10 protein-coding genes are annotated in these 21,724 nt (G+C 43.6%); 4 read left to right on the forward strand and 6 right to left on the reverse strand.

Annotated features, from left to right (window positions below):
- Positions 1-266: 266 nt before the first annotated feature.
- The 3 genes from J3P43_RS14930 to J3P43_RS14940 all read right to left on the reverse strand — a co-directional run bounded on the left by J3P43_RS14930 (position 267) and on the right by J3P43_RS14940 (position 9,549).
- A complete protein-coding gene (locus tag J3P43_RS14930) occupies positions 267-3,299 on the reverse strand; it encodes a glycosyl hydrolase family 28-related protein (RefSeq protein ID WP_255903815.1) in 3,033 nt (1,010 codons plus the stop codon).
- Between the two features lie 223 nt (positions 3,300-3,522).
- Complete coding sequence (locus J3P43_RS14935) at positions 3,523-7,590, reverse strand: hybrid sensor histidine kinase/response regulator transcription factor (protein ID WP_255903817.1); 4,068 nt, start codon at positions 7,588-7,590, stop codon at positions 3,523-3,525.
- A 288-nt stretch (positions 7,591-7,878) separates the two neighbouring features.
- On the reverse strand, positions 7,879-9,549 hold the full coding sequence (locus tag J3P43_RS14940; protein WP_255903820.1) for a UxaA family hydrolase: 1,671 nt from the start codon (positions 9,547-9,549) through the stop codon (positions 7,879-7,881).
- A gap of 478 nt (positions 9,550-10,027) precedes the next feature.
- On the opposite strand from J3P43_RS14940, the gene J3P43_RS14945 reads away from it, so the two are divergent.
- A complete protein-coding gene (locus J3P43_RS14945) occupies positions 10,028-10,912 on the forward strand; it encodes an AraC family transcriptional regulator (protein WP_255903822.1) in 885 nt (294 codons plus the stop codon).
- Between the two features lie 15 nt (positions 10,913-10,927).
- Here the strand turns inward: J3P43_RS14945 and J3P43_RS14950 are convergent, their stop codons facing one another.
- Entirely contained in the window at positions 10,928-13,096 is a 2,169-nt protein-coding gene (locus J3P43_RS14950) for an alpha-galactosidase (protein ID WP_255903824.1), read from the reverse strand.
- A 13-nt stretch (positions 13,097-13,109) separates the two neighbouring features.
- Positions 13,110-15,191 carry a glucosidase family protein gene (locus J3P43_RS14955; protein WP_255903826.1) on the reverse strand — a complete coding sequence of 694 codons (2,082 nt, stop codon included), beginning with the start codon at positions 15,189-15,191 and terminating at the stop codon, positions 13,110-13,112.
- 323 nt (positions 15,192-15,514) lie between these two features.
- Here J3P43_RS14955 and J3P43_RS14960 point away from each other — a divergent pair, with 323 nt between their 5' ends.
- The 3 genes from J3P43_RS14960 to J3P43_RS14970 all read left to right on the forward strand — a co-directional run bounded on the left by J3P43_RS14960 (position 15,515) and on the right by J3P43_RS14970 (position 19,582).
- Positions 15,515-17,044 (forward strand): hypothetical protein, encoded by a 1,530-nt coding sequence (locus tag J3P43_RS14960; RefSeq protein WP_255903828.1) that lies wholly within the window; start codon positions 15,515-15,517, stop codon positions 17,042-17,044.
- Between the two features lie 14 nt (positions 17,045-17,058).
- Positions 17,059-18,201: a glycoside hydrolase family 88/105 protein gene (locus J3P43_RS14965; protein ID WP_255903830.1), complete on the forward strand. Its 1,143-nt coding sequence runs from the start codon at positions 17,059-17,061 to the stop codon at positions 18,199-18,201.
- 67 nt (positions 18,202-18,268) lie between these two features.
- On the forward strand, positions 18,269-19,582 hold the full coding sequence (locus J3P43_RS14970) for a BNR-4 repeat-containing protein (protein WP_255903832.1): 1,314 nt from the start codon (positions 18,269-18,271) through the stop codon (positions 19,580-19,582).
- A 359-nt stretch (positions 19,583-19,941) separates the two neighbouring features.
- Here the strand turns inward: J3P43_RS14970 and J3P43_RS14975 are convergent, their stop codons facing one another.
- Positions 19,942-21,690: a glycoside hydrolase family 28 protein gene (locus J3P43_RS14975; RefSeq protein WP_255903834.1), complete on the reverse strand. Its 1,749-nt coding sequence runs from the start codon at positions 21,688-21,690 to the stop codon at positions 19,942-19,944.
- Positions 21,691-21,724 lie beyond the last annotated feature (34 nt).

Below are 21,724 nucleotides of genomic sequence, written 5' to 3' on the forward strand. Positions count from 1 at the left end.
AGAGTCTCGTTAATTTGGTTATTACTTTGTTGGTTACGTCTTGGATTATTGGTTATAATCTTTATGCAAGATAAGCCGGAATCTTCCACTTGTTGTTTAGAAAAATTGGCCTATCATTCATCTATTTTGGCATCATTACTCGAATAAAAACACACAATAAAGAATATACGACTAATAAACTGGTAATTCTTCACAGAGGTAACATGGCCTCAATTGTGGTTCGCTTCAGCAGCTCAGTTATATTAAAAATTTCTTTTTATATCGGTTTATTTCGTTCGCAATGGAAATGTATTTATTCCTTTATGAACAGTGTTCTTTGATACGGAAAGATCCGAGGGTGCGTTACCCCATTTCCCATCGAAAAAAACAGTATTCCGGACAACTATATCCCCAGCATTTTTTAATCCCAGCACCGCATCGTTGTTAGCCGGTCGCAGCATCTTAACATCTGTAATACGGGCACCAATCACATCATCAAAAAACAAAGCATATCGGCCATCTGCCTGTTCATGGCTGAAAGTGCATTTGCTGATATTAAGATCTTGGACATGTCTGGCCCACAATCCGTATGATGGCTGGACTTTTAAATTAGAGATATTGTATTGCCCCACACCTAACTCTGGCGGAACCTGGGATGTATCGGATACGGGATTACCGCCCTTTACCAGAACATTAATATCATTTAAGACTATATTTTTGATGTAACCCGTATGGTTGCCATTCGGCAATTTGAAGTTCAGGCCTCCCTCTACCACAGATGGATCTGGCAAGCTATAGCCTGCAATGATCGGGGTGGCCTTTCTTTGCTTCCCATCGTACGGTTTCCACCTGGTTTTTGCATCGCTATAGGAGCTTCCTCCATAAACTTCAGCGATATCAACACCGTTCAAAATGATATTTTCGACTTTACCTATATTGACATTATTTACCAAAAGTTCGTCGTGTTTTACCCCATTTTCATCAAACTTATGCCGGCTGACATTTGCTCCCAGAATGCGCGCCCGGTTAGAAATAGAAATAAAGAACGGAGCAGTGGTACGGAACATTTTGGAACGCGAATGCACTTTACCCGTGTGTCCGCAATTGAGGTGGATATCTTTAATATGAGCGCCGTCGTTTGTTGAGATAGAGAAACCTGCCTTGTTAGCCCCGAGGACGTAAATATTATCAACATGAACATCTGTGATATCGTCGGCTGTTTCAGAACCGATCTGGAAAAGATTGCAGTTGGTATCTCCTATTATATTCCGAACCATATACCCGCTGGCTGGGCGTGTAAATCCCAGAGAACAATCTGATCCCGGTTTGACAATATCATCTGAACTTACCTTTGAATAAATATTGGTTACCTTAACATTATTGCAGGCCATAAAATCATAAATATCCCTGGCATTAGAGGTATGATATTTAGCGAAATAGGTATCATGTACATTGATATTATCTGTTCCCGTCGCCAGTAATACAAAATGACCCGCACGATCAATTTTTAGCATATTATCAAGATCTTCGATTTTCGACCCATCTCTGCCTATATAATAGGGTTCGTCTTTCCCGGGGTCGTACCACAAGTCTTCCTCTCGGGCAAGGCCGCCTATTTCCAGATTGGTGCAAAGTTTAAGCGTAAACATTTTGTCTGCACGGTTTTCCGGAGGGTTATTCATTACACGGTCGCCGGTTACCAGATTTCCATTCCCAGAAATATATCCATTGCCAATAATCTTAACGTTATCCAGCCGTTCACCAAAAAACATCGTATTTCTAAAATAATGGTGTCCCACATCTTGCTTGGTGAGGTAATTTTCGGGATCAGCATAAGGACCGGAGTCTGTGGGAGAAAGCCCGGACCGATATTTTTTGTCGCTAAACCAGGTGGTCTCGGGAGCATCCGCACCTTTGAGTGCTAAAATGCTGGCCCCTTTATTCAGATACAGATAAACATTGCTTTTTAAATGAACCGTTCTGACCGAATATACTCCGTCGCTAAACAAAAGAGTGCCGCCCCCAATTTCGTTCAGATAAGCTATGGCTTCATTAATTTTCCCTGTATCATCACTTTTACCATCGCCCTTTACTCCGAAAGATTTTATATCAAGCATCCCAGAATAATACCGAACAACGTTAGAAAGGCCTTTATTTTCGCCGCCTTTAACCTTAAGTCTGAAGCTATAAAACCTATCAGGCTGCAGATTTGTAAGGGTTGCCGCAAAGTTTCCCGGCTTGACGATCGAGGCATTCCAGGTTTTTCCGTTATCCAGCGACTGCATCAATTCCACAGAAGAATTATTTTGGCCGTTCCAGTTCAAAGTTAAGGTTGTATACGTTTCTGGCAGGTCTCTATACTGAAGAGATCTGTTTACGACCTTTTCAAGGTTTGAAATAGTTTGCGTTGCTCTAAGTATCGCCGTTTCTGGACCAACACCCGGGCTGGTAAGTACTTCTGGTTTGGATGTAGTATAGTTTGCTTTAAACACGTAGCTGCCCGCCTTAGGCAAGTTAGCTTTATCGATGACGATTTTAAGATCAGGACCATTTGCCGGACGAAGGTCCAGGTGTTTGAACAAGAGGATTGATCCTCCGTCCTCAGATTTTAGAATTTGTACCTCTCCTACTTTAGAGTAAGAATAATTGGTGCCCACCCGCCCGATAGATTGCGTGTGCAGGTCTGCTAATTTAACGTCGCCGCGGCCAATTACGTTAACGGTAGTATTTTCAAGATTACAATTTATCCCGGGAGGAAGAAAAATTCTAACCGTAGCATCAGGAGACCTCTGTCCGGCGGTAAAGAAAATAGTTACGTTTCTATCGCTCTTCATAGTTATCTCATCTTCAGCCAGGCTTAACTCACCACTTAGGGCCATTGACTGTACTGAAATGTGATAGGTCTTAGTTTTTTTTTCTTCCGGGGAGCTAACTAATAAACGATCGCCGCTCTCAAAATTGCCGGATGTTTTTATAGCACCATTGGCTGAAATAACTTTATAGATTTGGATTGAGCCGTCTTTAGATTCTATTTGTGAGGATAGATTCTCTACACGAAGCTGCGTTGAGCTGAGCCCCTTGTCTTCCGGAGTATCAACCGTATACCGGTAAGTTGTACCGGTAATAAGCACGAGAGTGTCGGCGCCGATCCTGGCGATATTTGTCGACTTCATTTTAGAGGTAATCTCTGTAGCCGGTTGGCCAGCTCCGTAGCCAGCTGAAGCTCCCGAAAGGAGACAAAAGACATTTAGCAGGAGCAATAGAGTAACCCTTTTCATATTTCCTGATAAAGTCATGAACGTCTTAACACATCTGCTCATTTGCAAAATTTTGGAGTCGTGATTCACTAACTAATAAAATATAATAGTATGTCGTATCCCGACAGGTTTATTATTGGTTATTGGCAAAAAGCTGTGGCCTTTTTACTTTTTATAATCTTTTAGATATGCTAAATTAGTGTTGAGCCAGATCACAAGCTCTCATTTTTGTATGAAAATCTCTTCTATTTGTACAATAGGCGTGGAAAGCCTATTTCGATTGCAACTACAGGACAGGCTCCTTAAACTGTTCTATAAAAGCGGTTGGCGAGATTTTAAAATTCCGTTTAAAGCAAATACCAAAATAGCTGGGGGAGTTAAAACCAACCTTGAAGGCAATTTCTGAAACAGTATGATCGGAAGTTTTTAAGAGATGAGCCGCCCTCTTTAGACGGATATTAATTATAAATTCGTTGATCGACAGATCGGTCAGAGAGCGTATCTTCTGATACAACGCTGTTCTGCTCATGTTCATTTCTTTTACAAAAGCATCCACGTCAAACTCAGAATTGTCCATGTTTTTTTCGACCAGGGCAATAGCTTTCATCACAAACTCCTCGTTAGCCGAATTAGCGGCAACTTTTTCGGGTTCTGGACTTAGTTTCTTTGCGAAGGCTTCGCGTTGAGCTTTCCGGGTTTGAATAATATTTTTTACCTGGAGCTTGAAAAACTCAAGATCGAAAGGCTTTTCGATATAAACATCGGCCCCAGACTCCATACCTTCCAAACGCTGAGTGTCTGTGTTCGAGGCAGTAAGCAATACCACAGGTATATGGTTGAACTCTATATTCTGTTTAATCTCCCTGCACAATTCTACACCGCTTAGACGCGGCATCACGATATCGGAAATGATTAACACGGGATGTATCTTTTTAGCCAGTTGTAAGCCGGCATACCCATCACAGGCTACAGTCACTTTGTATTCTTTCGCCAGGGCATTGAACAAAAGCTCTCTAAGCTCTTTATTATCTTCAACCAATAGCACCGATGGTGCCTTCTCGTTGACATCTTTCGGTTCTATGGTCTCTTTCTCAAATTTTAGTATTTCGAGTAATTGCTGAGAGTATACAAATCTGTCGGCATTTAGGTCCGGCTTAACTCCCATGTCTTGTTCGAGGGTCTTAACTTCAGGAATATTTACAGTAAAACTCGTCCACTCGTCATCGCTTTCGGCGCCTATCGACCCTCCCAGAAGTTCGACCAGCTCCTTGGTAAATGCCAGTCCGATACCCGTATTCGGTTGTACCAGAGAACTCGGGCGATCGATATGATAATAATTTTCGAAAATGTGAGGCAATTGATGAGCGGCTATTTTTGAACCCGTATTACGTACTCTAAACTGCAGAACGGGAGTATCGAAGGATGTGTCGCCGACACTAAACACGCTTTTCCGTTCAACAGACACCTCGATAATACCACCATCCGGAGTGAATTTCACCGCATTTGACAGAAGGTTGTAAAAGATTTTTTCGATTTTATCCGAATCAAAATAAGTGATGATGCTTTTTGGCTTCCTACAATCGATCCTGATATTATGTTCTTCGGCAAGAGGCTCAAAAACCTGGGTTAAGTCTATGACGAAAGCGACAATGTCGCCTTTAATATAATGCGGCGCCACCGTATCATTATCAATACTTTTAAGCTCCATTAGTTGGTTAATCAGTTTCTGCAAGCGCAAGGCATTACGTTTTATATAGCCCAAATGCTTGCGTTCATCCTCATTTTGGGCGATCCTCATTAACTTGTTCAGAGGACTCAAAATCATGGTTAAAGGCGTTTTAAACTCGTGCGAGATATTAGTAAAAAACTGGGATTTAATGGCATGCAGCTCCTGTAGCTTGTTCTGCTCAAGCTGGGCGATGTGAAGCTGTGTCTGGAAATTTTTGTATCTCAGCCACAGATAAATAATTCCGCCAAGTACTGAAAAATAGAAAAGATAAGCCCACCAGCTTTTCCAGGGTGGAGGCAATACTTTAATCTCTAAAGTGGTAGGAACATCGTTCCAGAGACCGTCGTTATTTGAGGCCTTGACTTTGAATTTATAGGTCCCGGCCGGCAAACTCGAATAGCTTGCAATGTTCCGGACACCTATATAATTCCATTCCTTTTCCAAAGGCTCCAATTTATAAGCATATTGATTATATACGGGCGACGAAAAATTCAGAGCGGCAAATTCAAAGGTTATTACCGATTGTTTGTAGTTCAACACCAGTTTTCGCGTTGTACTGATACTTTCCTTTAAAGGCGAATTATCTTCATTTACTTTAACCGGCTGATTAAAGATCTTAAAATCGGTGATAACAACCTTCGGAATAACGCGATTATCTTTAATACTGTCCGGATAGAAGTAGTTAAATCCGTTACTGCCACCAAATATGATATGACCGTCTTTGGTCTTATAACTTACATACTTCTCAAATTCATTTCCCTGCAGGCCTTCGGATACGTAGTAATTCCTGAACTTCCTCGTTGAGAGACTAAACTTTGACAATCCATTAGACGAACTCATCCAGAGATTGCCCTTATTATCAGTTTGAATACCACAAATGATATTGCTTGGCAAACCCTCGTCTACCGTATATGATTTAAATTGCTTTGTTCTGGGATTAAATTGCATTAAACCCCTCCCCACCGTGGTGAGCCATAAATTGCCGTCGGCACCTTTTACAATCCCGGTAATATCTGGTAAAGCCCCACTATTTAAATTATTATTTTCCTTATGAAATCTTATAATTTCGCCGGTTTTCCGATTGTAATGGAACAGACCTCTGCGACCGCCAAAATAAATTTCGTTGGGGCTGTAATCATAAAAGCACTTTACATAATCGATACCATCTACCAGATTGAACTTACCGGATTTTAAGTCGAAGGTCTGTAACCTTCTGATGCTGGCCACCCAAATCTTGTTATATCTATCCTTAAAGACTCCGGGCACCATATTATTGGCAAGCGAAAACTTATCTTTTGGATTGTTAAGGTACTTCACAAACCGTCCGTTCTTTTTGTCGAAGATTATTAAGCCGCCCTCATGGGTCCCTATGAGTAACAGGCCGGGCTTAGCCTCTGCAATGGATAATACAAAGAAGTTTTGGGCACTCCGGGGATTAATCAGCATCCCGTCGTAATGGGTAAAAGTTCCCTTCTCGGGATTAAATTTGCTTAGATATCCTTCGTCTTTAGTCCCGATCCAGATGTCGCCATCGCTGTCCTGGAAAGCAGTTCGCACATTATTACTGCGCAGCCCGTCAGATTTAAAATTGATTTTGTAATGCGCAAATAGCTTATGATTCTTATCGATAAAATTTAATCCCTTAGCCCAGGTGCCTAACCATATGTTTTTAAACTTGTCTTTATAGATGGCCGTAAGTACCCCGCTACTTATACTTGAGGGATTATAGATATCATTGGCTAATATGGTGATAGTATTTTTTTGATAGTCCAGATAATGCAGTCCGCCACCATCACGCACAGCGAAGAGCATATTTCCAAACTCATCTTCAACTAAACCATGAACTTTATTACTTCTTAGAAAATTATTTTCAACCGCATATCTCCTGACTTGACCATTACGAAAGTTGAAAGCACCAGATGCTGAAGTGACCCAAATATCGCGCCTGCTGTCTTCCGAAACCGAAAGAACGCTCACTACAAAGGGCGTATTTAAACCGACCTTCTTAAAACGCTTTTTTTTATTGTCGAAGACAAAGAGGCCAAAAGTTGTCCCTGCCCAAACATTCTTTTTCGAATCTTCATAAAGACAGGCCACATTGCCCGCCAGGCTTGGATCTGTATTTCTCAGCCTCAGAACAGGTTTGTCAGATTTATCAGGATAAACAAACAGTCCTCGGGCAGTGCCTACCCACCTGTTGTTTTTACTATCTACCAATACCGAAAATATGCTGATGTCTTTTAGAACGGTATCTGCATGAGTCGATGCGGAGTAAATCTTGTTATCGGTCCGGTTAAGATAGTTTAAGCCTTTAGCAGTTCCAATCCAGAGATTTCCATTTCGAGGATCTTCATAAACACAATTAACGTAGTTGTTACTAAGGCTAAATTTATTCTTGGGATCGTGCCTGTAGATCAGGAAGTTTGCACCATCAAAGCGGGTCAACCCATCCTCTGTTCCAAACCACATAAAACCTGTCTGGTCTTGAGTGATGCACAGAACTTTATTCGACGATAATCCCTCATCTTTTGTGATGCGCTTAAAAAACAGATTATGTTTTTGAGCACGGGCGTTATCAGAAATAAAAAAAACAACAGCAATTACCCCTAGCAAAAACCTCATCATAACAGCTGGAAATAGTTAAATATTGCTATCGGAGCGAAAACTTATCGACATGGTACCACCTCTTGATTAACCAAATTCACACAAAAACCACACGTCACTAACCTATTAAAGCGATTTTAATGTATAAAAATAAGAATAATTAATTAATGAAAATAGAATTCTTGATTTTAAACACAGGGGTTAATGCCGATAAGCCGGGTAGCGTATAGAGGGAAGTAAAGGGTAACGCCAAGGGGTACTATATAGCCCGGCAGGCTGATTAAAACGAGCAATTTTCAGCAAATGCAGTTACAAGGACACCCCTCTTCTCCAGGGAATAAAATCATTTTGTTGTAAGATGCTGGATTTTGCCTGGACTTCACCACTGGCCACTTTAATCACGAAATCGATAATCCTCTCTCCTACCTCCTCAATCGTTTCACTGGCGGCTATTATCGTCCCACAATCAATGTCGATAATGTCTGGCATCCTGTTATAAAGCATGGTGCTGGTAGAGAGCTTAATCACCGGTGCGATCGGATTCCCTGTGGGAGTACCCAAGCCTGTGGTGAATAAAACCACGTTTGCGCCTGCGGCTACCTCGGCGGTGGTGCTTTCAACATCGTTACCCGGTGTACACAAGAGGTTTAACCCCGCCCGTGAAACTTTATTGGGGTAATCCAGAACGGCTACAATCGGCGAAGTGCCACCCTTCTTTGCTGCCCCGGCAGATTTGATAGCGTCGGTAATTAAGCCATCTTTAATATTACCCGGCGATGGATTAGCGTAAAAACCAGATCCGTCGGCCTCTGCCTTTGCGTTATAGATCCTCATTAGGTCCATAAATTTTTTCGCGGTCGGTTCATCCACACAACGATCGCATAACTCCTGTTCAACTCCGCATAGTTCCGGAAATTCTGAAAGTATGACTGATGAGCCAAGAGCAACAAAACAATCAGAAACGAAGCCTAGAGCCGGGTTTGCAGAAATGCCCGAGAAACCGTCGGAGCCGCCACACTCGAGCCCTATACACAGTTTTGAAAGGGGTGCCGGCTTGCGCAAAATTTTATTGGCTCGCACAAGTCCATTGAAAGTAAGTTTAATCGCCTTTTGTAATAATTTTTTTTCTGTACCCTCTGCTTGCTGTTCGAGAATGATAAGTGGCTTTTTAAAACCAGGATCTCGTTTTGAAATCTCGTTCTGGAGGATACTTGCCTGAGAATGCTGGCAACCTAAACTCAGCACCGTAGCGCCCGCAACATTAGGATGAGTAATATATCCTGCAAGCAAGCCGCAGAGTGCGTCAGAATCAAGCCTGGTGCAGCCGCAGCCCAAATCATGTGTAAGAAATTTTATTCCGTCGACATTGGGGAAAACGCGGGTGTCATTTACCTCTACCGGATGGTCGGTTAGTTCAGTATTAAGTATATCATCCAGTGTCTTTCCGTTGCGGTACATCGAAAGAATCTGCTCTACATTTTGTTCATATATCTGCGGAACACCATAACCCAATTTATTAATAAATGCCTCTTTCAACACCTCAACGTTCCGGTTTTCACAAAACACCAGAGGTATTACAATCCAGTAGTTGGCAGTACCAACGCTTCCATCTTCCCGATGATAACCCATAAAGGTTTTGTCTTGCCATCTTTCCACATCTGGTTTTTCCCAAAACAGCTTTCGCTCGCCCAGGTCAAAGTCTTTAGAAGCATGCTTTATATTTTTTAAGGAGATAAGCTCCCCTTGTGGAATAGCCGTAATTGCCTCGCCAACTAAGACTCCATACATGTAAATTTTATCACCTGGATTAAAGGCAAGCGTCGAGAATTTGTGCTTTGCAGGAACATCATTTTTTAAGGTGAAACTTGTATTTAGAAAACGTACCTGGCTATTGGCCTCTAAATCCTGCAATGCTACCAGCACGTTGTCTGAAGGATGGATATGTAAAAATCGGTTAGGTTTAGTAATAGTTTCTGCCATTTGACTTCCCTGTGTTTATGATCGGGAATAGACAAAGAAATATAAATCGGCCAAAAAGAATAAGTGTCGGATTTACATGTTATTAAATGATTTTACCCATTTTTCGCGTCAGGGCTTTAACAACTGAAGTTCGCCCGAGATATCAGCCACGAAACACGCCATCTGTACAAAATTCGCAAAGATGCGTACGCAAATGAGAGCCTCCCGCTGCATTAACTGATAAATTGCATTCAATATAAACCAATACCCGAACACCATTTTAAGATTGAAATCAGTGCAGCTCGCTATAAACGGGAGGCCTTTACGAATCGTTAATTTTTAAACGGAGTTGATATGAAGAAAGTAAAAATTAGAATGCCGACTTAAGCTGAGAAGTACTATTTCAGTAATCTGACAAACAACATTCGCTGTCAGTCAGAATCTAAAGCAATTATTAAAAGACCAATTAACCAATTTTTCTAAATAAGAATATAAGCTGATGAAACCGCAATTATTGAAGGTACCTACCGGACCTACGCGATCTTTTAGCGTAAGACAAGATCTTGTTCCTTATGTCAATAACAAATGGCACTATCATCCCGAAGTAGAGCTTATCTATTTCAAAAAAGGCACCGGCACCCAGTTCGTCGGAGACAATATTAAACGATTCCGCCCGGGTGATGTAATTTTAATAGGCACACAACTACCTCATTACTGGCGATTTGATGATGTATACTTTCAAAAAGACACCAAGGCTACCGCTGATGTGCGCGTTGCGCATTTCTGCGAAAACTTTTGGGGCGATAAATTCCTCTCTCTGCCAGAAAACCAACACATACGCTCTGTGCTCGAGAAAGGCAAAAGAGGAATACAGATAACTGGCAAAACGAAAAAGGACGTATCGGAAATTTTAAATAAATTACTGTATACTGATGGATCGCAGAGAATTATGCTGCTGATGGAAGCTTTAGAAGTAATTGGCAACTGTAATCAGATTGTTCAGCTTTCGTCTATGGGCTTTAAAAACAACTTCGAAGAACCCGAGAAAAGCAGGATAAACGCTATCTATGAGTATTCTATGAATAACTTCAGAAGGAAGATCCAGCTTGAAGAAATCGCAGATATCGCCAGAATCAGCCCAAACTCGTTCTGCAGATATTTTAAATCCAGAACCAGAAAGACCTACACACAATTCATCATCGAGTTGAAAGTGGGACACGCTTGTAAGCTTTTGATCGATAATGAATTAAGCATTAAGCAGATCTGTTATGAAAGCGGCTTCAATAACTTCGCCGGCTTTCACAAGTACTTTAAACAGATTACGGGAAAGAGTCCGCTGATTTATCAAAAGGAATTTTTTCATATTCAGCAAAAAGCCGGTTAAACCGGCTTTTTGTTTCTATTGTGCAGTTATTTCAAAAACAGAACTTGTTATCGGGTTGACTCTGCCAGGTGCCAGATTAAACCCCACCTTCATCAAATAATCACCGCTAAAGGTCTTACCATTATCCGGGTGAGTAGATTTTGTATCCGGGAGTAAATTAATCTCTTCAAATTTATATTGTTTCGAAGGATCTAAGCCATCTAAAAGTACCTTTCCGAGATATTCCTTTCTTCGATAGTTCAAAATATAATTGAACAACACAGCTCTGTTTTTATTTTCGCTGACGTACATCAGCGCAGCTCGCGGTTCTTCGTAGGGGGATACAAGACGATAAAGGTCGCCAAACCAAATTACATCGCTTATACGCTTATAATTTTTAACTGCTTCATTACTGAATTTTATCTCCTGTTCGGTCATGTTGTTCACACGGATGTCATAACCCATCTTTCCCATCATGGCAACATCTGTGCGAAACTTGACTGGTTGTTTACCCATTGATGTAACGTGACTGGAAACCGTAAGCGAAGGAAAAAAATTGAGGTATCCCCACTGAATAAAGACACGTTCAAAAGCATCGGTATTATCACTCGGCCAAAACTCTGTAAAGTACTTCAAAGCCCCGTAATCGGTACGACCGCCCCCGCCTGCGCATAACATGATGGGTAAATGAGGGTACTTTTTTCTAATCCGTTCCAGAACAGAGTACAGGCTTTTTGTATAATCGATAAACAGATTCGATTGATTCTCCTTGAGATAAGGTGAATACTGGTTGGTCATCATGCGATTACAATCCCATTTAATGAATGCTATACCCGGATTTTGGGTCATTAAATCATCAACGATCTTGTATACAAAGTCCTGAACTTTGGGGTTGCTGAGATCCAGAACCAGTTGATTTCTGGAATAATGTTCCTCCCGGTTTGGGAGCTTTAAAACCCATTCGGGATGTTTTTCATAAAGCTCACTCTTGGGACTAACCATTTCGGGTTCCAGCCAGATACCAAACTTTAAATCCTTGTCTTCCGCCTGCTTTACCAAATAGCCAATACCACTCGGGAGCTTCTTTTTGTCAACCTGCCAATCGCCCAGCGCTGTTTTATCAGCATCTCTGGGATATTTATTTCCAAACCAGCCATCATCTAATAAAAACAGATCGACACCTAGTTTTTTAGCGCCGTCAAAAAGCTCCACCAACAACTTTTCGTCAAAATCCATGTGGGTTGCTTCCCAATTGTTAAGCAAAGTTAAACGTGGTTCTTTACCGTCGAGAACACCATAGTTCCTGGCCCAGCGATGTAGGTTTCGGCTGGCCTGCCCCTTCCCCTTTTTTGTATAAGTGAAGATGAATTCGGGGGTTACAAAGGTTTTTCCCGGTGCTAGTTTATACTCAGAGGCATATGGATTCATTCCGGAAACTACACGTAGTCCATTCGACTGATCAATTTCGAAAAGACACTGAAAGTTGCCCGACCAGCCCAGTGTACCTGCAATTAATTCGCCACTTGTCTCATCAGATGGCTTGTTTAACGACAGATAGAACACGGGGGTTCGGTACATATGAGCTCTCGTACCCAATTTGCTGTCCAATACCTTCATCCCCGTACTCAATTGGTTTTCTTTCATCCGCATCTCCGTCATGTAGTCCCCGTCAAATTGAGTGAGCCAATATTTCGAAGCGTCAAAATGCAGCATAGAAGATGCATAGTTAGTCAGGGTAACAGCCTTTTTCTCCTGGTGTTTAATCTCTGTCCAGGTCCTGATAATATCCTCGTTAAAGTGTGCTGCATAGTGCAAGGTTACTTCTACCGGATATTTGGGGTCTTTTAAATAAATAGATGTTACGGTGATGTTGTCGCCTTGTTTAACACTGCTATGTTTTGTGTAAAGCAATTGTAAGGAAGGATTTCCATCGGCATGTACCATGCGAATGGCGGGTTCAAATAAATCCTCCATCCCGGCGGCGATGTAAGCCTCTTTACGGGTGACTTTTAGCAGATCCCTGTCTGAAGGATGACTTAACTTTTGTCCTAAATAACTTTGATAAACCTTATTATTACTCCCTACAGTAAGAAGCAGTTCGGTATTATTAGTTTGGATGGCGATGGTTTTGCTGCCCGACTGTGCATAGAGATGTTGTTCAGACAGCAGACAGAAAGCCAGCAGTAGCGCGAAATAGCGAATCATGGATGTGAAATTATTATAATGTGATCTTTTGAGTTGCACCTTCTTTAACGGTGTATTTTTTTGTTTTCCCGTCATTATTTACAGCTATGGTCAGCTTTTGCCCCGGAGCTCTGTTTATAGTAATATCGAATTTGCTCCCGAATGAATGTACGTTTTTTAAAGCCATCTTATCCCAGCCTTTCGGTAATCTGGGAGTGCAATCAAAGCTTCTGAGACCAACCGGACGCATTCCGAACAGGCCTTCGGTAAAAATGCGACAGTATAAGCCACTTTCAGCAGATAAATGTCGTTGATTTCCTTCGGGATAGGCTTCTACCGGATAAGGTACATGCTCGCCAAGCAATCGCCTGCGGGAATAATAGCGGATGAAATCCATCGCTTTCTCGGTTTCACCTGCTTCTAGCACGCCCCGTAAAGCGTAAAGAGTTGAGCGGTCCCAGAAAGTACCTTTGCCCGCTTCCGTCGCCAATCCATCTTTTGTCCATAGGCGCGGAGAGAACAGGGCATTGATAGTACCTTCTTTACGATCAAAAATACCCACGGTCAATGGGAGACAAATCCAGGCTCTGAGCACATTGAGTCCCTCATGATACCGATACGTTTCAAAACCCTCTACATTTGCAGCGAAGTATTTATCGATATTTTTTCGCAGCTCTGCTGCTTGTCGCAGATATGCCTCAGTTTGTGACTTGGGCTTTCCGAGATGCTCTCCAAGCATCGCAGCAGAACGCAGTGCATCGTAATATAAAGTATTGGTAGAAAGGTTTGCTTTACCAGCAGAGAAACGATTTTCCAGTTCATCACTGTCCGAGGTCACTACCCCATCGCCATTTAATTTTCGCCGGCTGTATTCCAGGCTCCACTCAATTAAGGGCCATAACACTTTGGCAGAATCGATATTTCCATACGATAGCGCATAGCGTGACGCCCCGTACGCAATCATTGCCATGTCCCCGCGGTCTTTAGCACCATGCCAAAAAGCATCTCCTTCGGCGACTATCGAACTGGGGATGGGTTTATATTCCGGATTCATATAGCGGGCAAAATGCCTGTAAGCATTCATCGCCGAGAGATTGCCAACCCTGTCGCCTAAAAAAGCAAAAAACGGGTTCACATACTCGGCCTGATCGTTCGCCCAAATAGCAGCGTAATAAGCCAGCCCGCCCGGGCCATGCATGTATCCGCCTTTGGTTTTATAAATACTTTCGGTTGCCCGGATCTTTGCGAAATCGAAAGCAGTATTTAATATCTTATCCGGGGTTTCTAATTGCAGGCGATCTAACACTCCTTCAACACGTTGAATACGTGCTTTTTTCTCTTCTTCGGTATTAATTGCCGCCAAAGCATTCGGAGTATCGCTTGCAAGGAAATACACTGTAAACGATACCGTCTTTCCGGGAGCAATTGTAACGCTGCCATCATTCACAGTTCCGGTAATAATAGAATGCTGCGCGGCTTTGCTGCGTGTAGGGTCAGTTCTCACCTCTCTCCTTAGATATTCCATAAAAACAGTTAGCGGCTGATCGGTAATGTTCTTAAACACAAACTCTTCCAGTGCCATTGGTCGCTCTGTCGACGGAAACAAAGACCGTTGGATGCTCACCATGGCAGGGCTCCCCGCCTGAGCATTTACCCGCATTACACCTTTATGACTGATATCTTTTATATTATAGGAAAGATCGCCGGTGCGGCCCTTTCCGTTTACTGCCGAGTCGAGTCTAATCAAGCGGTTGTTAACATAGAACCGCGGCAGGTCGCTATCGCTAAATGAATGACTGATATGTGTACGTGTACCATCGGGAAGCATCCGGAACGTAGGAAAAACTACCGTTCGCGAAATCTTTGATCTTCCAGCTTTATCCAGCCCGTATTGCACCCATAAAGCCACCTTCTCGCCCGCCATCTCAATGTGGTCGGTATGTGGTAAGCGGTTTTGAATATTCCACTTAATACTTCCATCGGGTTGAATCGCCCAGCGGTCATCCTGAACGGGCAGTGTCGTGTTTTGTGCCGACACGTCAAAACCAGCCAGGCAAAGAAAGAAGAAAGTTATAACCAGTTGAATTTTTCTAAAGATGAATTTTTCGGTTCTCATATAATCGTATGGGTGTATTTTAAAATGCTGCAATGCATCGGCTGTTGGCGGTCAGTTTCGCTTGCTTAACCGACGCATTTTTTCACTCTGCTATCAATCAAGGAATCATTCAAAAACTTTGGTTTTCACTCAATATAATTGGAGTATGCAATTGAGAAATAAAACCAAAGTTTTTATTTAGCATAGTTAGCTTAATATTCAACTGGATTACCATAATGGCCCAAAAACAGGCCAAAACAGCTCAATACGCAACTTTCCGCATCGGGCCGGATTTTTTATACAGGATTTTGGACTTACCTTTAATCACCGATTAATAATCCTGTATGAAGTTTTTAAGAGTTAAAATGTGTGTAGCCTTTTTCGCGGCTTTGATTTTGTTTTCTTTTCAACCTGCCTACTGGCAATCTAAATTCATTAAAGTAGATCAAGACGGAACGATCAGTTACATTCCCGATGAGAAAGGAAATATCATCCCAGATTTCAGCCGGGTGGGGTATCATAAAGGGAACCGGGATATTCCTGTTTTACCGATCGTAAAAACCCTTTCGCCATCGGGAAGCAGTACCGATGAGGCGGCAATCCAGTCAGCCATTAACGAGCTCTCCAAAAGAGATCCCGACAAGAACGGATTCAGAGGGGCTATCCTCTTAAAAAAAGGAGTGTATAAAATCCCCGGAACTATTCACATAAATGCCAGCGGTATTGTTTTACGAGGAGAGGGGGACGAACAATACGGGACGAAGTTAATAGCCACCGGAAAAGACAAGCGAAATCTAATTTCTATTAGCGGCCAGGGATCGCTGGCGGAAGTTACCGGCAGTCGCAGGAAGATCGCAGATTCATATGTACCGGTAGGAGCTTTTTCATTTATGCTGGAGTCGGCCTCCGGATTAAAAGCAGGCGACAAAATTGTCGTGCTCAGACCGGGCACTAAAAACTGGATCTCAGATATCAAGATGGACCAGATCGTAGAGCGCCAGGGCACCAAGCAATGGCAAGCCAAAGAATACGATCTTCATTTCGAGCGTGAAATCACCAAAATAGAAGGCAACAAAGTCTTCATCGACAATCCCGTGGTGATGGCAATGGAAGCTAACTATGGAGGAGGTGAAATTTATAAATACAGCTTTAATAACCGCATTGCTGAAGTGGGAATTGAGAATATGCGATTTGAGTCGGAGTATGCAAACGACACCGATGAAGAGCATTCATGGATTGCGGTGGAAATAAACAAGGCAGAAAATTGCTGGGTTAAGAACGTAACTTCTAAATACTTCGCCTACTCCTGTGTAAGCCTCGAAAATGACGCAAAGTTTATCACCATAAGGGATTCGAAATGCCTGGATGCAAAATCTGTGATTACGGGCGGGCGCCGGTATTCCTTTAATAACGACGGGCAGTTGAATCTGTTCATGAACCTGGAAACTACCGAAGGCCGGCACGATTTCGTTACCGGAGCCAAAGTACTCGGGCCTAATGTATTTTACAATTGCAAAGCATCCCAAACACATGCCGATATCGGACCTCACCATCGCTGGGCTGTGGGTACTTTATACGACAATGTGCAAACAGACGGCGCCATCAATGTTCAGGACAGAGGTAAAATGGGAAGCGGACATGGCTGGTCCGGAGCTAATCAGGTGGTTTGGAATTGCAAGGCAAAAGAAGCAGCTGTACAGAATCCATGGGCCTCGGCAAAAAACTATTGCATTGGATTTCAGGGAAAAAAAGCCGGTGGGGCATTCCCCGACCGTACCGATGGTGAATGGGAAGGACATAATCAACCCGGGCTTACCCCTCCATCCTTGTATCGTGCGCAATTGGAAGCACGCCAAAACTCAAAAGAAGAATAACAATCGATAATTATATGAGGACAACTATTGTTAAAAGTTTAATATGTGCTGCAGCCTTTCTGCAAATAGAAAGCACTGTTTATGCCCAATCAAAAACTGCGGATTATTTTAAAAACTGGCCAAAAGGAACTTCACCAAAACAAATAGGAGATCGTGTGGCGAACCGGTTTATCGAAACCCCGCATCCCAATTTTGGCCGCCCAACGCCGCCCGCCCGTATCACCTATCCGGAAGTATGTGCATGGTATGGTTCATTAACGTTTGCAAGGGAAAGCAATAATAAAGGTCTTACTAAAAAGCTGGCGAAACGATTTGAGCCCCTTTTTGGCGAAGAAGCTAAACTAGTGCCCCTCCCCGACCACGTAGATCATACCGTTTTTGGAGCTGTGCCATTGGAGCTTTACATGCAGACAAAACAGCCGAAATATCTCACGATGGGGCAGCACATGGCCGACAAGCAATGGGGGCCGCCGGAAGGACCTCGTGTAAAACCAGAATCGCATGAGTTTTATAAGCAGGGATTCACCTGGCAAACCCGACTTTGGATTGACGATATGTTCATGATTACGGCCGTACAGGCTCAGGCTTACCGCGCCACCGGTGACCCGAAATACATCGAGCGGGCAGCCAGGGAGATGGTTTTTTATCTTGATAAATTACAAAGACCAAACGGATTGTTCTATCATGCGCCAGATGTTCCTTTCTTTTGGGGCAGAGGAGACGGCTGGATGGCCGCCGGAATGGCTGAATTATTAAGCTCGCTGCCACAAAACAACCCCAACCGGGAGCGCATTATGCAGGGTTATAAAACGATGATGTCCTCCTTATTAAAATATCAGGCCGAAAGTGGCATGTGGCGTCAGCTGATCGACGACCCCGAATCATGGCCCGAAACTTCTTCAACCGGAATGTTCACGTTCGCTATGATCACCGGGGTAAAAAACGGCTGGCTCGAGAAAGATACTTATGGTCCGGCTGCCCGGAAAGGTTGGCTTGCGCTGGTATCTTATATCGATGAAAATGCCGATGTACGTGAGGTATGCCAGGGAACAAACAAAAAGAATGACCGGCAATATTATCTCGACAGAGAGCGTATAACCGGCGATATGCATGGCCAGGCGCCGGTTCTGTGGTGCGCAACAGCCTTACTTCGTTAGATAAATCATGCTTGTTTAATGCCCTTCATTGTAGATATTGATGAAGGGCATTTTTTATTTCTGCGATATGTACAAATCAACTTTAAAAAATGTCTTCGGTACGCTTTTCATCATAGCCGCTGTGCAATCCTATCTGTTAGGCCAGGAACGTTTCTCTGTCTCGAAACTCAGCGAAGACGCAAATATCCGCTCGGACCAACGGCCAATCAACATAGGTTTTTATGATAAAACCAGCGATCAAACATTTGTAACCTGGATGGGAGCAAAAAGCACGGCGGTAGTAAAAGCATTGAATCATAAAACCAATGTCTGGTCGGATGATAAAGTTATTGGCAATTCCCCTTTTGTGGACAAACACAATTACCCGGGCATGCTAAGAGGTAAAGATAACCGGCTTTATGTATTCTATGGCTGCCATAATTCCACGTTAAAATTGAGTATTTCGCCAAAGCCGCTCAGTATTGATGGAATTTGGGATGACAAGTTTATCGACATAGCCGAGCGGGCATCTTATCCTGCTCCGGTTATTACAAGCGATGGGACTTTCTATGTCTTTTACCGCGACACCCGCCAAACCAATAAGTACTCAGACGACCGGCCCTATCAATTTGTAAAGTCAACAGATATGGGAAAAACATGGACACGGCAAATGGCGATCGATCCTTTCCCCAGAACCACCGACAATATGTGTGAAGTTTACAATGGAAAAGTGACTTACCAGCCAGCCAGCAGAGGACAAAAAGCCAAAATCCACCTGGCCTGGACCATAGCAGGCGAAAAACTGGGCAAGCATGCCCATGCCACCTACGGGCGGAATGTTTACTACGCATATCTGGATCCCGCAAACGATCACTTATACAACATCAGTGGCAGAGACCTTGGAAAAACCATCGAACAGACCGAGCTTGACGACCATTGCCTTGTACTCGATACCGGTATCCCGGAAACGGGCCACTTAGCCGGACTGCAGGTTTCTGTCCACTACCGCGACAATGGTTTTCCGCTGATCTATTTCGACAATCAAAAAATGGGCGGCCCCGGATCTGCTACCTGGGACGGCTCAAAGTGGATTTTTGCCAGTATCGAAAGTCCTGGTAACAGTGTCAGGGATTTAAGGGATCCGCGGGAACTTGAAAAATTTGGCCCGGAGTCTTTTAGAGTCTATAAGCCTTCAAACGACTTAATTAAAGTTTATAAAACCACAAACGGGGGCCTGAGCTGGCTATTCGAAACGACAATAGATGTAGGCCAGAAAGTAGACCGGGTTCATGTGATAGACAATGCGCATAATGATGCTAAATTATTGATTACGGAAGCGGGGGACGGCACGATGGATGTGCCGAAGAGGGATGTGTTTATAGGCCGGATCGCATCTAAATAATGGATTCGGCTTTTCTAAGAGTATTATCTGGTCTCGACTGACCAATTCTAGGGTAAAATAGCAAGGACCGGTAAAATTACAACCCTAACTATATTTAATAAAATGCAGCGGTGGTGACACAACCCCAACCGCCTGTGGCACCTCAAGTCTGCTGTTGGTGTCTCCACCAATAGCTTAATGACATTGACCAACCGCCTGTGGAACAATATCTAATTTCTAATCGAGAAGAATCCCAGGGCATATTCCTGCGGTATGGAGTCATAAAAAAGCACGACAGATCTTGCCGTGCCTAAAGTATAACCAATATATGTGGCAGGTAGGATCTGAGGCCACATTGCAGGAAGGAACATTCTCTTTTATTATACCCGAAGCTTCAACGATTTTTCCGAGGCCCCGGGACCATAAATCACCGGTTTAGTGGCTTTACTTATATCGCCGCCATCTACTGTTACTCGGGCGCTGCTGCCCTCCAGCTTCATAAAGGCCCGTGCCGGGCTCAATAAGCGGGTGCCGGCGAACAATACCTCGCTGCTATTTACCATCCGGATCGTAGATTCAGCTTCAGCACTCCCCTGCACACTTAAATTCGAAACAGCCGCATCGTGCACGTTATCGAAAACTATCGCGGATCGTGCTTCGGCATTTTGGTACTCAAAGCGGACATTTTGCAGCGTCAAGCCTTTCACATTCCGGGCATACATCCCATAGGCCGGCGGACCAGAAGGTTCAGGATCCCAGACCGTAAAATACTCTCTGGCCGTTTGAGGGATATCACGTTTTGCAGCCAGTTCTTTGGAGCCGCCGCCCGCGTAGGTAATATGCACATCGGTAAAGCTTACGTTTTCAATAAAATTATTACCCAGGGCATTTAAGGTAATGCAACTAAACTGTTCGCCGGGATAAACTTTAACATCGAAAGGAATATCAGGGTGATTAACAGGCGTAGACACTACGGTAGCCCGGATGCCATTAAAAGTAATATTTCTAACAAATGACTCCTCAGCCGGTTGGTTCTCCGCATGGGCTGCGCCGGTACTTCTGTTGGCACTTCCGCTGAAGCCGATACCGATTGGCCCCGTTACGTTTCTCATGATAATATTGGAGAAGGTGAGGTTTTCGAGGCGCGCCCGTCCCGAACTGATCTTTATCGGACACCCATAGGTTTCATAGATCAGGCAGTTGGAAACTGCAATATTCTGAGCTTCACCTCCGCCAAAACGAAAAATTGACCAGCGCGTACTAAATGAGCAATTGGTAACGGTAACGAATTGGTTGCTGCCAAATAAAGCGCAGGCATCGTCCTGGCACCTGACATCACAGTTGGTAATATGAACATATTTGCAGCTGTTGAAGTGGAAACCATCGTTATTTTTGTTTACACGATTATAGATGCGGATTCCGTCGATATTTACCTGTTCGCAGTGCAGAATGCGGAAGCAGTGATAGGCGCTTTTCGTAAAAAACGTATCACGCAAAAGCAGGTTATTACATTTGTAAAAAATCACCAGGTGGGGCCGGTCAAAATAACCACCGCCCGGAGAATTAGGGCCCGTATTATCGCCCTGACCCGTATAAAAAGCCACGCCATTTCCGTCTATGGTTCCTCGCCCTTCAATCGATATGTTATCAGCATTCGCGGCATAGAGCAGAACGATGTTCCCGTTCCCTTCAGGAACTCCCTTTCCGGCCCGGTAATCCTTTTTATCAGGGCTTCCTAATAGTCTCCCTTGTGTGGAGAGATGAAGAGCAACGTTGCTTTTTAGTTCTATTGTCCCGATAACAAAGCTTCCTGCCGGAACCAAAACCATGCCCCCGCCATCTTTAGTGCAGGCATCGATTGCCTGCTGGACAGCTACTGTATCCAGCGTTTTGCCATCGCCTTTGGCGCCAAAATCTTTGATATTATACACTTTAGCGCCAGAATTCGCATCGGCAGAATTCTGGACAAAAGACTGAGCTGCCAGAGCCGGGCTTGCCATCACGCTGGCCCCTACCGCGGCTATCGCCGGAAAGGAAACTCTACCTAACCATTGTCTCCGGGATAGCGCATCGCTCACAACTGAACTCTTTTCTTGTCCATTCTCAAGTTCCTGGGGTGTTTTCTTCATGTTGTTTTAAGTGCTGTGCGAGTCGATAAGCTTC

Origin of the sequence: Paradesertivirga mongoliensis (genome assembly GCF_024436395.1) — a bacterium.
Classification (GTDB): Bacteria; Bacteroidota; Bacteroidia; order Sphingobacteriales; family Sphingobacteriaceae; genus Paradesertivirga; species Paradesertivirga mongoliensis.

Coding starts and splice junctions, on each gene's coding strand:
- J3P43_RS14930 (WP_255903815.1), bottom strand. CDS start 3,299: ATGAGCAGATGTGTTAAGACGTTCATGACTTTATCAGGAAATATGAAA.
- J3P43_RS14940 (WP_255903820.1), bottom strand. CDS start 9,549: ATGGCAGAAACTATTACTAAACCTAACCGATTTTTACATATCCATCCT.
- J3P43_RS14955 (WP_255903826.1), bottom strand. CDS start 15,191: ATGAGAACCGAAAAATTCATCTTTAGAAAAATTCAACTGGTTATAACT.
- J3P43_RS14970 (WP_255903832.1), top strand. CDS start 18,269: ATGTACAAATCAACTTTAAAAAATGTCTTCGGTACGCTTTTCATCATA.
- J3P43_RS14935 (WP_255903817.1), bottom strand. CDS start 7,590: ATGATGAGGTTTTTGCTAGGGGTAATTGCTGTTGTTTTTTTTATTTCT.
- J3P43_RS14950 (WP_255903824.1), bottom strand. CDS start 13,096: ATGATTCGCTATTTCGCGCTACTGCTGGCTTTCTGTCTGCTGTCTGAA.
- J3P43_RS14945 (WP_255903822.1), top strand. CDS start 10,028: ATGAAACCGCAATTATTGAAGGTACCTACCGGACCTACGCGATCTTTT.
- J3P43_RS14975 (WP_255903834.1), bottom strand. CDS start 21,690: ATGAAGAAAACACCCCAGGAACTTGAGAATGGACAAGAAAAGAGTTCA.
- J3P43_RS14965 (WP_255903830.1), top strand. CDS start 17,059: ATGAGGACAACTATTGTTAAAAGTTTAATATGTGCTGCAGCCTTTCTG.
- J3P43_RS14960 (WP_255903828.1), top strand. CDS start 15,515: ATGAAGTTTTTAAGAGTTAAAATGTGTGTAGCCTTTTTCGCGGCTTTG.